This window comes from Mycolicibacterium sp. TUM20985 (assembly GCF_030295745.1).
Classification (GTDB): domain Bacteria; phylum Actinomycetota; class Actinomycetes; order Mycobacteriales; family Mycobacteriaceae; genus Mycobacterium.
Genome location: NZ_AP027291.1, coordinates 1,800,514 through 1,814,986 on the forward strand (window position 1 = coordinate 1,800,514; position 14,473 = coordinate 1,814,986).

Annotated in this window: 16 protein-coding genes; 13 read left to right on the forward strand and 3 right to left on the reverse strand. The window is 68.4% G+C overall.

The features are described 5' to 3' along the window. Window positions 1-101: 101 nt before the first annotated feature. From QUE68_RS08880 to QUE68_RS08910, 7 genes are read left to right on the forward strand one after another with little or no spacing between them, the layout of a single operon-like run. On the forward strand, window positions 102-1,238 hold the full coding sequence (locus QUE68_RS08880) for a polyprenyl synthetase family protein (RefSeq protein WP_454786240.1): 1,137 nt from the start codon (window positions 102-104) through the stop codon (window positions 1,236-1,238). Further along, on the forward strand, window positions 1,238-2,746 hold the full coding sequence (gene crtI, locus QUE68_RS08885) for a phytoene desaturase family protein (RefSeq protein ID WP_284233635.1): 1,509 nt from the start codon (window positions 1,238-1,240) through the stop codon (window positions 2,744-2,746). Before QUE68_RS08880 ends, crtI begins: the two co-directional genes overlap by 1 nt. After that, entirely contained in the window at window positions 2,743-3,687 is a 945-nt protein-coding gene (locus QUE68_RS08890) for a phytoene/squalene synthase family protein (RefSeq protein ID WP_284225622.1), read from the forward strand. The genes crtI and QUE68_RS08890 overlap by 4 nt, the downstream gene beginning before the upstream one ends. Window positions 3,688-3,689: 2 nt before the next feature. Beyond that, complete coding sequence (locus QUE68_RS08895) at window positions 3,690-4,031, forward strand: lycopene cyclase domain-containing protein (RefSeq protein ID WP_284230792.1); 342 nt, start codon at window positions 3,690-3,692, stop codon at window positions 4,029-4,031. After that, window positions 4,028-4,354: a lycopene cyclase domain-containing protein gene (locus tag QUE68_RS08900; RefSeq protein WP_284225623.1), complete on the forward strand. Its 327-nt coding sequence runs from the start codon at window positions 4,028-4,030 to the stop codon at window positions 4,352-4,354. The genes QUE68_RS08895 and QUE68_RS08900 overlap by 4 nt, the downstream gene beginning before the upstream one ends. Before the next feature lie 56 nt (window positions 4,355-4,410). Then, the gene (locus QUE68_RS08905) at window positions 4,411-5,889 is read left to right on the forward strand and encodes an FAD-dependent oxidoreductase (RefSeq protein ID WP_284233637.1); all 1,479 of its coding nucleotides are present in this window, start codon (window positions 4,411-4,413) and stop codon (window positions 5,887-5,889) included. Next, on the forward strand, window positions 5,886-6,899 hold the full coding sequence (locus tag QUE68_RS08910; RefSeq protein WP_284233639.1) for a DUF5914 domain-containing protein: 1,014 nt from the start codon (window positions 5,886-5,888) through the stop codon (window positions 6,897-6,899). The genes QUE68_RS08905 and QUE68_RS08910 overlap by 4 nt, the downstream gene beginning before the upstream one ends. Here the strand turns inward: QUE68_RS08910 and idi are convergent. Both idi and QUE68_RS08920 read right to left on the reverse strand, forming a co-directional pair. Further along, window positions 6,889-7,434 (reverse strand): isopentenyl-diphosphate Delta-isomerase, encoded by a 546-nt coding sequence (idi, locus tag QUE68_RS08915; RefSeq protein ID WP_284225626.1) that lies wholly within the window; start codon window positions 7,432-7,434, stop codon window positions 6,889-6,891. The two genes, QUE68_RS08910 and idi, sit on opposite strands and share 11 nt — an antisense overlap. An 85-nt stretch (window positions 7,435-7,519) precedes the next feature. Beyond that, window positions 7,520-8,734 carry a sensor domain-containing phosphodiesterase gene (locus tag QUE68_RS08920; protein WP_284225627.1) on the reverse strand — a complete coding sequence of 405 codons (1,215 nt, stop codon included), beginning with the start codon at window positions 8,732-8,734 and terminating at the stop codon, window positions 7,520-7,522. A gap of 183 nt (window positions 8,735-8,917) precedes the next feature. Here QUE68_RS08920 and QUE68_RS08925 point away from each other — a divergent pair, with 183 nt between their 5' ends. From QUE68_RS08925 to QUE68_RS08950, 6 genes are read left to right on the forward strand one after another with little or no spacing between them, the layout of a single operon-like run. After that, a complete protein-coding gene (locus tag QUE68_RS08925; protein ID WP_284233641.1) occupies window positions 8,918-10,096 on the forward strand; it encodes an acyl-CoA dehydrogenase family protein in 1,179 nt (392 codons plus the stop codon). A 16-nt stretch (window positions 10,097-10,112) separates the two neighbouring features. Further along, window positions 10,113-11,186: an acyl-CoA dehydrogenase family protein gene (locus QUE68_RS08930; RefSeq protein WP_284233643.1), complete on the forward strand. Its 1,074-nt coding sequence runs from the start codon at window positions 10,113-10,115 to the stop codon at window positions 11,184-11,186. Further along, a complete protein-coding gene (locus QUE68_RS08935) occupies window positions 11,183-11,683 on the forward strand; it encodes a MaoC family dehydratase (protein ID WP_284233645.1) in 501 nt (166 codons plus the stop codon). Before QUE68_RS08930 ends, QUE68_RS08935 begins: the two co-directional genes overlap by 4 nt. 10 nt (window positions 11,684-11,693) lie before the next feature. Next, window positions 11,694-12,137 (forward strand): hotdog family protein, encoded by a 444-nt coding sequence (locus QUE68_RS08940; RefSeq protein WP_284225631.1) that lies wholly within the window; start codon window positions 11,694-11,696, stop codon window positions 12,135-12,137. Then, the gene (locus QUE68_RS08945) at window positions 12,134-13,345 is read left to right on the forward strand and encodes a thiolase family protein (protein ID WP_284233647.1); all 1,212 of its coding nucleotides are present in this window, start codon (window positions 12,134-12,136) and stop codon (window positions 13,343-13,345) included. The genes QUE68_RS08940 and QUE68_RS08945 overlap by 4 nt, the downstream gene beginning before the upstream one ends. 1 nt (window position 13,346) lies before the next feature. Further along, entirely contained in the window at window positions 13,347-13,754 is a 408-nt protein-coding gene (locus tag QUE68_RS08950) for a Zn-ribbon domain-containing OB-fold protein (protein WP_284225633.1), read from the forward strand. Here the strand turns inward: QUE68_RS08950 and QUE68_RS08955 are convergent. Continuing rightward, window positions 13,739-14,383, reverse strand: a complete 645-nt coding sequence (locus QUE68_RS08955; protein WP_284225634.1) for a PadR family transcriptional regulator — start codon at window positions 14,381-14,383, stop codon at window positions 13,739-13,741. The genes QUE68_RS08950 and QUE68_RS08955 overlap by 16 nt on opposite strands. Between the last annotated feature and the right edge of the window lie 90 nt (window positions 14,384-14,473).

Below are 14,473 nucleotides of genomic sequence, written 5' to 3' on the forward strand. Positions count from 1 at the left end.
GCTGATCGGATCGACTATCAGGGACCGAGGAGCGCTGCGTTGGGGGACATGACGGATCGAGCCGCCGAGGTGTCGTCGGTGAGCGTGACCGGAGGTGTCCGTTGAGCGGCAGCGACCGTGCCGCGAACGCGCTGGCGTCACCGCGGCCGCACCGACGCGCGCACCGCGGCCCGGTCCGCGTCACCTCGGGCGACTGGCGCGCCGGCGTCCGCGCGAGGGTGGGCGCCCACCTATCCGACTTCGTGACCACCCGATGCCTTGCGGAGCTCGGTGAGTCGAACGTCGAGGTCGCGGGCGACGTGCTGAGTCAATTCGTCGACGGTGGCAAGTACGTGCGGTCGACGTTCATGTACGTGGGCTGGCTGTGCGGTGCATCGGACGACGAGGCGGCGTTGCGCGCGTCGGCCAGCCTCGAGCTGTTGCACGCCTTCGCCCTCATCCAGGACGACGTCATGGACGAGTCGGCGCTGCGGCGCGGCCGTCCCTCGGCCCACGTCGCATTCGAACGGTGGCATCGGGACCGGCGGTTGACCGGCTCGTCGACGCGATTCGGCGAGTCGGCGGCCGTGCTGCTGGCCGATCTCTGCCTGGTGTGGGCGGCGAAGATGCTCCGGGAGAGCGGTATCGGCGCCGAGGCGCTGGCCCGGGTGCGGCCAGGCTACGACGACATGCGCGTTGAGTTGGCGGTCGGTCAGCTCGCTGATTTGAACAACGATGCGCAGTCGTTTCCCTCGTTCGACGAGGTGCTCGACGTGCTGCGGAGAAAATCGGGTAACTACACCGTTCGACGCCCGTTGGAGATCGGAGCAGCCATGGCCGGATGTGCGCCGGAGGTCATCGACGCACTCGGCGGGTATGGCGCCGCCATCGGCGAAGCGTTCCAGCTGCGCGATGACGTCCTGGGAGTGATCGGCTCCCCGGATGTGACCGGCAAGTCCGTGGGCACCGACCTGGTGGCGCAGAAGGCGACCAGCGTGGTCGTCGCCGCCCATCAACTGGCCGACAGCGGGCTGCGCCGCCAACTCGCCGACCTGATGAGCAGCCCGGCGCTCACCCCCGCCGACGCCGAGCATTGGCAGTCCCTCATCATCGCCAGCGGTGCCCTGGAGTGGATCGAGCACCGCATCGACGAGCGTCTCACGCAGGCCGTGGAGTGTCTCGCCCACGCCGGCATCTCGCCGACGACCCGCACCGCACTCGAAGACATGGCCGTCTACTGCACTGAAAGGGCCGCATGATGCGCACCGTCAAGGGAAGAACCGATCGCGTCGTCGTCGTCGGAGCCGGTCTGTCCGGGTTGTCGGCGGCCATGCAGCTCGCCGGACGCGGATGCCACGTCACCGTGGTGGAACGGGGTGACCATCCCGGCGGCCGCGTCGGCCGGGCGGACATTGGAGGCTACCGACTCGACACCGGACCGACGGTGCTCACGATGCCCGACATCATCGACGACGCCTTCGCCGCCCTCGGCGAAAAGCTGGTCGATCGCGTCGAGCTGCTGTCGGTTCATCCCGCGTACGACGCGCTGTTCGCCGACGGAAGCGCGCTGAAGGTTCACACCGAGCCGACGGCGATGTTCGCCGAGATCGAGCGGTTCGCCGGGCGGCCGGAGGCCGACGCCTACCTTCAGATGCGGGCCTGGCTGACGAAGCTGTACGAGACCGAGTTCGACGGTTTCATCGGCGCCAACTTCGACTCGCCACTGTCCCTGCTGACCCCACAGCTGGGCAAGCTCCTGGCGATGGGTGGTTTCCGCCGCTGGGAGAACGTGATCAGCAAATTCCTGAGCGACGAGCGACTGCTTCGCGTCTTCACCTTCCAGGCGCTCTACGCGGGTGTGCCCCCGCAGAGCGCGTTGGCGGTGTACGCGGTGATCGCCTACATGGACACCATCGCCGGGGTCTACTTCCCGCGCGGGGGCATGCGGGCCCTGCCCGACGCGATGGCTGCCGCGGCCGCCGATGCCGGTGTCGAATTCATTTACGGCGCAACGGTTTCCAAGCTAGAACGCACCGGGTCTCGGGTGACCGCCGTGGTGACCGACCAGGGGCATCGCGTGGCAAGCGACGCCGTGGTGCTCACGACCGAACTCCCCGACACCTACCGGCTGCTCGACCACACGCCGCGTCGCCTGCTGCGCCTGCGTCCGGCGCCATCGGCCGTCGTCGCACAGGTCGGCTGCCCCGCGGTCGACGACCGAATCGGCCACCACACCATCGTGTTCGGGGACGCCTGGAAGCAGACCTTCCGCGACATCATCACCGACGGACGCGTCATGGGGGACCCGTCGCTGCTGGTGACGCGACCCACCGCCAGCGATGCCAGCCTCGCCCCGCCGGGGCGCGATCTGCTCTACGTCCTGGCACCGGCACCGAATACCGAGGTGGGCACGGTGGATTGGGACGCCACGTCGTCGACGTACGTGGAGTCCATGCTCGACGCGGTCAAGACCCGGCTCCCTCAGCTCGATGGTGAGATGGAGGTGTTGTCGGTGGTGACGCCCGCCGACTGGGGCCGCCAGGGCATGTTGGCCGGTACGCCCTTCGCGTTGGCTCACACCTTCGCCCAGACCGGCCCGTTCCGACCGGCCAACACCGTGCGCGGTATCGACAACGTGATCCTGGCGGGATCGTCGACGGTGCCCGGGGTCGGCGTTCCCACCGCAGTGATGTCCGGCCGGCTGGCCGCGGATCGGATCACCGGAGCGTCGGTCGCGCGCCCGAGCCAGGAGGCATATCAGCGATGATCGGTTCTGAACTCGATGCGGCCGGGGTGCGGGAGCCGTCATTGCGTCAGGCGTACCGGCAGTGCCGCGAGATCAACGCCCAACACGGCAAGACCTTCTTCGCCGCCACCCGACTGCTCGCGCCTAGTCAGCGCCCCGCCGTCCACGCCCTGTACGGGTTCGCCCGACGGGCCGACGACATCCTCGACGACTTCGACACCCGCGACCACGAGCAGCGCGCCGAGCAACTGCAGAAGTTCTCCACCCAGCTGTTCGACAGCCTGGTGGAGGGGCGACCCTGCGGTGCCGATCCCACGTTGATCGCCGTCGTCGACACCGCGCGCAAGTACGACATCGGGTGGGACCTCTTCGACGACTTCCTAGCCTCCATGCGGATGGATCTGACCGTCACCGACTATCCGGACCGCGCCGCGCTGCAGCGCTACATGTACGGGTCAGCCGAGGTGATCGGGCTGCAACTGCTGCCGATCCTGGGCACGGTCGGTCCGCGCGAAGAGGCGGCGCCCCACGCCGCCGCCCTCGGCACGGCGTTTCAGCTGACCAACTTCCTGCGGGATGTCGATGAGGACCTGCGGCGGGGCCGGGTCTACCTGCCCGCCGACGAACTCTCCGCTCACGGCGTCGACCGCGACGTCCTGACCTGGTGTCAGAGCAACCGACGTACCGATGCCCGCGTGCGAAGCGCTCTGATGGAGCAGCACGCGATCGCGCGCTCGGTCTACGGCCAGGCACGGCTGGGCATCGACAAGCTGATACCGGCGTCGCGGCCCTGCGTCGACGTGGCGTTGACGTTGTATTCGGGGATTCTGGACCGGATCGAGGAGATCGACTTCGAGATCTTCACGCAGCGAGCCACGGTCGGTAAGGTCCGGCGCATCACGGTGGCGGGGGCCGGCATCGCAAGGGCATGGGGTGCGCGACTGCGCCACGGAAGTAGGTGAGTGTGGACCGCTGGCAGTACCTGCTGGTTCTGGCGGCGTGCCTGCTCTGCACCCTGCCGTTGGAGCGCTATGGCAAGGGCGTCTACCGCCAGCCGCGGCGTCTGATCACCTCCGTTCTGCCGGTCGCGCTGGTCTTCCTGATCTGGGACGCCATCGCGGTGGCCGCCGACGTGTGGTGGTACAACCCGCGCTACCTCCTGGGGCTGATCGCGCCCGGCGAGCTACCGCTCGAGGAACTGCTGTTCTTCGTGGTCATCCCGGTGTGCGGGGTGTTGACCTATTCGGCCGTCGACAACATGCTGCAGGTGCTCGATCGCTGGCGGGTGAAGGCCAAACAGCGATGATCGGTCTTGGCTACACGCTTCCGGCGGTGATCGCCGTCGTTGCGGTGGTGGTGCTGGAATTGCGCGTGCTGCACACGGGGCTGTTCCGGCGTCGGGCGTACTGGATCTCGATGGTCATCGTCACGGGTTTCCAGATCCCGGTCGACGGCTGGCTGACCAAGCTGAGCGCGCCCATCGTGCTCTACGACGAGCGGCACACCTCCGGTGTCCGCTTTCCCTTCGACATCCCCATCGAGGACTTCCTCTTCGGCTTCGCGATGGTGACTGCGGTCCTGCTGTTGTGGGAGCGTCGACGACCCCCCGAGGAAGTAGCCGAGCAGTGATCAGCCCGACCGACCGTTTGCGTGTAACGCTGCCCGCAGCACCAGGATTCACCGATGTGAGCGCCTTGGAACGGGTACCGCGCGTCGTCGTCGTCGGGGCCGGAATCGCCGGTCTGGCGGCCGCGGCGGGGCTCTGCGAGCGTGGGGTGAGGGTCGAGGTCCTGGAGGCGCGGGACTACCTCGGTGGACGCGTGGGTGGATGGCCCGACGTGCTGGCCGACGGCTCGGTGACGGCGATGAACCGCGGCTTCCATGCGTTCTTCCGCCAGTACTACAACCTGCGCAGCCTGCTGCGCCGGGCAGATCCCCATCTTTCGGGGCTGACTCCCGTCGAGGACTATCCGTTGATCGACGCGCTGGGACGGCTCGACACGTTCCGCGGACTGCCGCGCACTCCTCCGCTGAATGCCCTGGCATTCGCGTTGCGAAGTCCCACCTTTCGGATGCGCGACCTGGTGCGGATCGACGCCAAGGCAGCCGCGCCACTGGCGACCGCATCGGTCCCGCAGACCTACCACGACCTCGACGGCCAAGACGCCGAATCGTTCCTGCAGGACATAAACTTCCCCGCGGCCGCGCAGCATCTGGCGTTCGAGGTGTTCGCCCGCAGCTTCTTCGCCAAGCCGGCGTACCTCTCGGCGGCCGAACTGGTCACGATGTTCCACATCTACTTCCTCGGTTCCAGCGAGGGCTTGATCTTCGACGTCGCGAACCAGAACTTCGACGTCGCACTGTGGAATCCGCTGCGAAAGTACTTGGAGGGCAACGGCGTTGCATTCCACACCGGGCTCTCCGCCGAGACCGTCTCGACGGGCTCCGACGTCAGGGTGTCCTGCGGCGCGGACGCGGAGTTCGTCGCCGACGCGGTGGTGCTCGCCACCGACGTGGCCGGGCTTGCGCACATCGTCGCCGGCTCGCCGGACCTCGGTGACGCGCCATGGCGGGAGCAGGTGGCGGATCTGGGCACCGCACCACCGTTCGTCGTGCTGAGGTTGTGGCTGGACCGCCCGGTGCGGGCCGATCGGGCCGCGTTCATCGGGACGGGAGGCCGTCCGCCGTTGGACAATGTCAGCGTGCTCGAGAGATACGAACGAGAGGCGGCGGTGTGGGCCGCCCGGACCGGCGGGTCGGTCGTCGAACTGCATGCGTACTCGGTGACCGACCCCGACGAGGTCGTCCGTGACGCCCTGGTGGCGCGGATGCACGAGCTGTATCCCGAGACCAGCGGCGCGACGATCCTCGAGGAGCGGCTGTTACGCCGCGGCGACTGTCCGCGGTTCGCCCCCGGCGACTTCGCGCGACGCCCCACGGTGCAGACGCCGGACCGGCGGGTGGTGCTGGCAGGCGACGGCATTCGCGTCGACCTACCCGTGGCGCTGATGGAGCGCGCGGCCACCACGGGCCTGCTCGCGGCCAACCGTCTGCTCGGGGAGTTCGGGCTCGCGGGGCATCCGGTGCACACCGTCCCCAACCATGGCCGGTCGGCAGTGTTGCGCCGACTGGCAACACGGAAGAAGAATGACGACTCGAGATGAGCGCATTCGACGAAATTCGCGCCGGCGCCGCCAAGGCCTGGCCCTTCCAGGTGCTTCCGAAGCTCGACTGGGCGGCGCAGAAGCCCAGCTACGGTGACGCCAGCCCCGCCGTGATCCAGGCCGCGCTGCAGCGTGCGCAACGCCGTCCGACCGGCAACTGGTACCCCTTCGCGGAGAGTTCGAAGGTCGGCGCCAAGAGCGCCGGGACCAGCGTCGCCGGGGTGCAACTGGTCGCGTGGCGGGGAGCCGACGGCCAGCTGCTGGTGGCGCCGCGCGCGTGTCCGCATCTGGGCGCCGACCTGGCCACCGCGCCCGTGGACTGCGGGACGCTGGTGTGCCCGTGGCACGGTCTTCGACTGTCGGACCGGCGGCACGGCGCGTGGAAGCCGTTCCCGAGTCACGACGACGGCGTCCTGTGCTGGGTGCGGTTGGATGATGCGGGAGGCGAGACCCCGACCGACGCGCCCATCCTCTCGGTGCGGCCGGGGTCCCCGCAGTTGGCGGCCGTGACCCGGCTGGAGGGCGTCTGTGAGCCCAGGGACGTCGTGGCCAACCGGCTGGATCCGTGGCACGGCGCGTGGTTTCACCCCCATTCGTTCGCTCAGCTGGAGGTGCTCAGCGCCCCCGCCGCCGACGACCATCTACCCGACGAACTCGACCGCTTCCTCGTCGCGGTGACGTTCCGAATCGGTCGGCTCGGGATACCGGTGATCGCCGAGTTCACGGCTCCCGGCCCACGCACGGTCGTCATGCACATCATCGAGGGCGAAGGTCAGGGCAGTGTGGTCGAAACCCATGCCACGCCAGTGGGTTTGGATCGGGACGGGAGACCGCGGACCGCGGTCGTCGAGGCCACCATCGCGCACTCCGATCGCCAGAACTTCAGCAAGGGGATGGCGGTTGCGCCGCTGATCCGGCCGCTGATGCGAATGTCGGCCACGCGCTTGTGGCGTGACGATCTGGAGTACGCCGAGCGGCTGTACGAGCTGAGGTCCAGCCCTATCGGGTGATGCCCGCGGCATCCAGTAGGGGAACCTGTTCGACCGCCCACGGACTGATCGCCCACGGGATTCGGACGGCGCTGCGCAGCTGATCCCACGGCACCCAGGTGGAGTCCATGACCTCCGCGGGGTCGGCGTCCACCGGTCCCGCGGCGCGCGCGGAGAACACCGGGCACACTTCGTTCTCCACGACGCCGTGCGCATCGGCCGCCCGATAGCGGAAATCGGGCAGCACGCAGGACAGGTCGACGATGTCGACGCCCAATTCCTTGCGGGCCCGACGCACGACCGCCTCCTCCACGGGTTCCTCGGGTGCGGGATGGCCGCAGAACGAATTGGTCCACACGCCGGGGAAGGCCCGCTTGTCCAGTGCGCGCCGGGTCAGCAGCACCCGGCCGGCATCGTCGAACAGGTAGCACGAGAAGGCGAAGTGCAGCGGGGTCGAGCCGTCGTGAATCTCCGACTTGGGGGCCGTCCCGATCCTCTGACCTGCGTCGTCGAGGAGGACGACCAACTCATCGTTGGTGACTGTGTTCAGGGACATGACCGCGACATTGCTCCTACGAACGAGGTTCCATCACTGCTATCGATGGATTCGTCACCGCTCAGGGCTTGGACTGGTCCGCGGGCTAGGGAATACGTACGAGCAGGTTGCGGGCCGCTCGGGTGACCAGGCTGCGGTCGTGTGTCATCACGAAGTCGAACCGTCGATCGGCGTCCGAGTTCACGTCCTCGCCGTCGACGAGGCGCTCCCGCGCGATCAGCGCGACGGAGGTGTGAGCGCCAAGGGCGAGGACCGTCCACTCCTGGCACAGCGGATCCTCGGGGGCGAGGTGGACCCCGCGGACGCCGTGGCCGAGGTCGACCGGCATCTGACGGCCGAACACCGCGACCAGCGGGCAGCTGCCGGCCAGCTGCCGATAGCGGCGAGCGGTGACTCCCGTGTAGTTGCTTACGTCCTGGAGTGCGGTGAACACGAGGGGTGTCTCGGTGGCGTGCTTCACCGTGCTCTCGATCTGGCGCGAGAAGGCCGTCAGCGTGGCCTTGCGGGCAGTCCGGACCGGGGTCCTGGCTGCGACCAGATCGAACGGCGAGCCTGGGTCGACGTCGCATCGTTGCGGGGGCGCACTCCACGACGATGCTCCTGGGGCCGTGCGCATCAGCGGTTCCGGGTGGCCGAAGCGGTATCCCTGACCGAGGCTGGCGCCCAGGGCCAAGGCCTGCTCGAGGTGCTCGTCGTTCTCGATGCCCTCGGCGAGAATGATGGCGCCCGTTCGTTCTTCGTGTGCGAGCACCGCGGCCAGCGTGCGGGCCTGGGTGTAGCGCGGTTGGGCCTGCACCAGCCGCAGATCCAGTTTGACGACGTCGGGGCGAACGACGTCGAGCAGCGCCAGGGAGTCGGGATGGGCTCCAACGTCGTCCAGGGAGATGAGGAAACCCCGGTCTCGGAGTTCGACGACCTTGCGCAGGAGGGCGCGGGGGTGGGCGAGTAGACCACGTTCGGTGAATTCGAACATCACGGCGAGTTGGTTGCCTGAGCGGTCCTTGACCTCGTCGGCCGACCGGCCGTGATAGGTCGTCGACGCCTCGCAGTTGATCGACAACATGGCTCCGGTGCCGAGCAGGTGGCCGGCGGCCGTGTCGATGGCGGTGTCGATGCAGAGTTGGTCGAGCGCCTGGAGGCGGCCGTTGGCCCGGGCCCTGTCGAAGACGGCGGTGGGGTCGCTGGCGATGGAACCGGTCCAGCGCGAGAGCGCTTCATAACCGATGACGACTTCGTCCGGTAGCGAGACGATGGGTTGGAAGACCGCCGTGAGCCCGCGCCCCGTCGTCGCGGCGGACATACCGTGGAGCGTGGATACCGTCGCCACCGCCGGGCTTCGTTGATCGTACGAACTAAAGGCCATGGTCCTCCGTCTCCGTTCGGCGGGTGATACCCAATGGGCGGAAGCGTCAAACCTCGGACTCGAACTCTTTCTGTTCGAAATAGACCACATCGTCCGCAGACCCGGATAGGCTCGGCGCTCGTGGACGTCGGCCTGAACCGTGCTCAACGCGAGTGGGTCGACGAGATCCGGGCCTTCCTGTACGACAACGTGTCTCCGGCGCTCGAGGCCGAGTTCGCCGAACATGGCCTCGAGCTCCTCGGCGGCGAGGTGTCGGCATTCCGGCGCCGGGTGGGCGAGAAGGGCTGGTTCGGGGTCAGCTGGCCGACCGAGTACGGCGGGCTCGGGCTGGACGCCATGCACCAGCATCTGTTGATGCGGGAGTTCGAGTATCGCGGTGTGCCCGGGCCCGATCTCACGGTCACGTCGGTGGCGCCGATGATCATCCGGCACGGCACCGAGCAGAACAAGCAGGAGTTCCTGGCGCCGATCGCCAAGGGCGAGATCATTTGTGCCGTCGGCTATTCCGAGCCCGACGCAGGAACCGATCTCGCTAGCCTGCGCACCCGCGCGGTGCGCGACGGCGATTACTGGGTCATCAACGGGTCGAAGATCTGGAACAGCGGCGCTCAGCGCAGCACGCACGAATGGCTGTGCGTGCGCACCGATCCCGATGCCCCCCGGCACCGCGGCATCTCGGTGATCATCGTGCCACTGGACTGCCCGGGCATCGAGGTTCGGCCGTTGACGGCGTGGTCCGGCTACCGCACCAACGAGGTGTTCTTCCGCGATGTGCGGGTGCCCGCGGCGAACCTGATCGGCCAGGAGAATCGTGGGTGGACCTACATCACCGGCGCACTGGACCTGGAACGCGGTGCGCTGACCAACGCCGGTGACCTACGGCGAGCGCTCGACGATCTGCAGCGGCTGGCGCGGCAACCGCGGCGCGACGGCTCGGTGCCGACGGACACCCCGGCGTTCGGGCGTCGTCTGGCGCAGGCGGAGGCCGACGTCGACGTGGCGATGCTGATGGGGCTGGAGGCCGCCGCCCTACTGGACACCGGCGTGATCCCCACCGTGGAGGTGAGCGTCGAGAAGATCTTCACCAGCGAACTGCGGCAACGCATCGCCGATCTCGCCATCGACCTGCTCGGGCCCGATGGCCTGCTGGTCCACCGCACCGCGGGCGCCCCTGCCGACGGCGTCTTCGAACGCCTCTACCGGGCTGCGCCGCTGATGCGCTTCGGAGGCGGCGCCAACGAGGTACTGCGCGACGTCATCGCCCAGCGGGGGCATGGCATGCCCTCCTACGGACGTTGAGAGCAAGGGATCGAGCGTGCGACTGATACCCCACGACGACGAACGCGAGTTCACGTCGATGCTGCGGCGACTCCTGTCGACCACTGCGGAGTCCGCGCGATGGGCGGCGTTGGCCGACGCGGGCGTCCTCGGTCTCAGCCTCCCGGAGCGGTACGGGGGTTCGGGCGCCACCCTCGCCGATCTCGGAGCGTTCAGCGTCGAGGCCGGCCGGCACCTGTGCCCGACGATCGTGCATGGCACCATCCATGCCGGGCTGGTCGTGGAGGCACTTGGCACCGACGACCAGCGCGGCACTCTGCTACCCGAGCTCAGCAGTGGGAAGCTCAGTGCGACAACGGCGTTGTGGTCACCAGTCGATGCGGGCATCGTGGCACCGGTCCTCGAGGCGCGCCGACGAGGTGATGCCTGGACACTGCACGGGGCCGTGGACTTCGTGCTGGACGCCGAGATGGCGGACCGGGTCGTCGTATCGGGTCGCGACGCGACCTCGGGTCGCACCAGTGTGTTCGTCGTGCCAAGGGAATCCGCGGGGCTGCGCGCCGAGACGCTGACGCTGATGGGTGCGCGTGGCGCAGCGCGGCTGTGCTTCGACGGTGTCACGGTCGACGACGGCCACACCATGGCGGGCCACGGTAGCGAGGTGACCGACGAACGGTTGCAACGCCTGGCGGATACGGCGACGGTCCTGCTGTGCCTCGACCTCGTCGGCACCAGCGAGGCGGCGTTGCAGCGCACCGTCGACCACACCGTCATGCGTCGGCAATTCGGTCGGCCGATCGCCTCGTTCCAGGCCGCGCAGCATCTGGTAGCGAACATGCACATCGCCGTGGCGGCGGCGCGGCTGGCGGCATGGGCGGCGCTGTCCGCGCTCGAGGAAGGGCACCCCGCCCGGCGTCAAACCGCGGTGGCCCGCATGCACGCCGCCACCGCCGCCAAGTCCGTCACCCTCGACGCGCACCAATTGCACGGCGGCATCGGCTATGTCGTCGATACGGACCTGCACCTGTACTCCGAACGGGCGAGGGTGCTCTCGACCCTCGGCGGTGGCGCTGACATCGCGGCGAGCTGGCTGGAGGACGTGATCACGTGAGCGATGAGGGCTTGATCGACGAGGAGTCCGCCGCGCGGGTCGGGAGCGTCGCCGCGCGCGCCACCGGAGAGGTGCACCGATTGCAATGGCAGCGCTGGGCGGCATCGGTCGGGGACCACAACCCGCTCTGGTTCGATGCCGACTACGCCCGCGCCAACGGCTACGCCGACGTGATCTGCCCGCCGCTCTACCTGCAGTACGCGGTGCTTGGCGTGGCGTCGCTCGACAGCTTGCGACCGGACGGGTCCTCCGGGGCCGTGTCCGGTGGCCTGGCGTTTCCCCGGGCGCCGCGGCGGATGGCCGGCGGCGAGACCACCATCTTTCACCTCCCCGCCTACCACCGGGACGACGTGGAAATGGTGCGCGTCATCGAATCGATCGTCGAAAAGCAGGGTCGCTCAGGACGATTCGTACTGGTGACGTGGCACACCGACTATCGGAACCAGGACGGCGACCTGCTCGCCGAGGCCACGACGTCGATGATCGCCCGACCGTGAGGAGGCCCGGATGACGACGACCCAGCCCTACTTCGAGGACGTCGAACCCGGTGACGTGATCACCCCACTCGCCGTCACCGTCGATGCGACACAGATGTTCTTCTTCAGTGCGGCCACCTACAACGGTCACCGCATCCACTACGACAAGCACTGGGCCACGTCCGTCGAAGGTTATGACGACGTGCTCGTGCAGGGACCATTGCAGTCGGCGCTGCTGGCCCGCGCCGTGACCGACTGGATCGGAGGGCGCGGACGGTTGATCCGCTACTCGGTGCAGAACCGCGCCGTGGCTCATCCCGGCGAGGAGTTGACGTTCGGGGGCACGGTGATCGCGAAGCGCATCGACGAGGGAATCGGCCTGATCGATCTCGAGATCGACGGGCGTCGCGGTGACACCTTGCTGATGCCCGGCACGGCGACGGTCGCGCTGCCCCGCCGCGACGGGTCGTCGTGACGGCTGGGGCGGGGTTGCGCGGGGCGGCGGCCATCGTCGGGATCGCCGAACTGCCGGCGCAGCGCAAGCAGACCCGGCCCGCGCTGTTCACCCTCGACCAGTACGCCGCGCTGGCGGCGATGGTGCTCGACGACGCCGGCCTCGACGCATCGAACGTCAACGGTCTGATCTCGCACGGCGTCGCGGAGTCGGAGCTGTTCGCACCCGCAACGCTCAGCGAATACCTCGGTATGCCAGTCGATTTCGGGGAGCGGGTGGACCTGGGCGGAGCCACCTCGGCCGGCATGGTGTGGCGGGCGGCCGTGGCCGTCGAACTCGGCTTCTGCGACGCCGTGCTGGCGGTCGTACCCGGGTCGACGACGATCCCGCAGTCGCAGCGCCGACCTCCGACCGAGCCCGCGTGGTACGGGGCGTCGAGCAACAGGTACGGGTCACCGCAGGCGGAGTACGAGATTCCCTACGGGAACGTCGGTCAGAACGCGCCCTACGCCCAGATCGCCCAGCGCTACGCGGCCACCTACGGTTACGACCCCGCCGCGCTGGCGAAGATCGCCGTCGATCAACGCACCAACGCCTGCGCGCATCCGGACGCGGTGTTCCACGGCAAGCCGATCACCATCGACGAGGTGTTGAGCAGCCCGGTGATCGCCGATCCCATCCACATGCTCGAGACCGTGATGCGGGTACAGGGCGGCGCGGGCGTCCTGATCGTCAACGCCGAGCTCGCGGCCCGCTCCCGGCACCGTCCGGTCTGGATCAGGGGATTCGGCGAGCACATCTCCTTCAAGACGCCCACCTACGCCGAGGATCTGATGGTGACCCCGGTGGCGCGGTCATCGGAGCGGGCCTTCGACATGTCGGGCCTGACCCGGGCCGACGTCGACGTCGCCTCCATCTACGACTGCTACACGATCACCGTGTTGATGAGCCTCGAGGACGCCGGGTTCTGCCCCAAGGGTCAAGGGGCGACATGGATCAACGACCACGACCTCACGTTCAGGGGGAACTTCCCGCTCAACACCGCTGGCGGTCAACTGTCCTTCGGGCAGGCCGGGATGGCCGGTGGCATGCACCACGTGGTCGACGCCGCACGCCAGGTGATGGGGCGTTCGGCGGTAGCGCAGGTGCGCGACTGCGACGTCGCGTTCGTCACGGGTACCGGCGGCATCATGAGCGAGCAGGTCGCCCTCGTCCTGGAAGGCGACTGACGTGTCCGAACCGCTACCGCTGCCCGAACCCACGCCGGTGTCGGCCCCGTACTGGCACGCCCTGACCGAGCACCGCATCGTGATTCAGTACTCCCCATCGCTGGGCCGGTACGTGTTCTACCCACGGACCCTGGCGCCGGGCACCCTGGCCGACGATCTGCAGTGGCGCGAGATCGACGGGGCCGGAACGCTGTTCACTTACACCGTCGCCGAACGCCCCACCGGTCCGCCGTGGTCGGGGCGTGCGCCCCAGCTCCTCGCGGTCGTGCAGTGGGACGTTGGACCACGTGTCAGCACCGAGCTGGTCGACGTCGAACCCGACCGGATCCGAATCGGAATGCGGGTGGAGCCGGTGTTCCACGACGTCCCGGAGGCCGGGTTGACGATGTTGCGCTACCGGCCGGCCTGACCGTCCGGTGGCTTCTTGCGCCTGACCCTGCGCTTGCGCTGGGCGGCGAGTCGGTCCAATTCGGCGAGCAGCGTGTCGGCCCGGGCACACTCGTCGGCGTAGTACTGGGCCGACCAGTTCAGCACGGCCACGGGATACGCCCACTCCGGTACGGGTGCAGCACCTTCGGCATGATCCAGCGCGAGCACCCTCATGCGTTCGGACTGCGCGCGGTGCGCCAACACCACCTCACGCAACTTGGCCGGATCCGCGGTATGACCCAACCATGCCCGCAGCATGATGCCGTGCTTGAGCACCGCCGGCTCGGGGTCGGCCTCGGTGGTCCACGCGGTGACGGCCTGCTCACCCTTGGCCGTGATCCGGTAGACCCGCTTCTCGCGCTCACCACGCTTGCGTTGGGTGTCCTTGTTCTCGTCCAGTCGCGAGGCGACCAGTCCGAGGTCCTCGAGTTTGTGCAGCTCGCCGTAGATCTGGCTGTAGGAGGGGGCCCAGTAGAAGAACTTCAGACTCCAGTCGGCCCAGCGCTTCATGTCGAAGCCGGACAGTTCCTGACCGAACGACAGCAGGCCCAGCACCGCGTAGCTCGTCGCCCGCAATCGCGTCTGGGGCGCGCTCTGATCCTCGGCCATGGCGCCACCCTAGATCAGGCCACGCGCGGTGATGCCGACATTTCGGCCCGCCGAGCACACTGTTTCTGATAGAAACAGGTCACCCCCAAG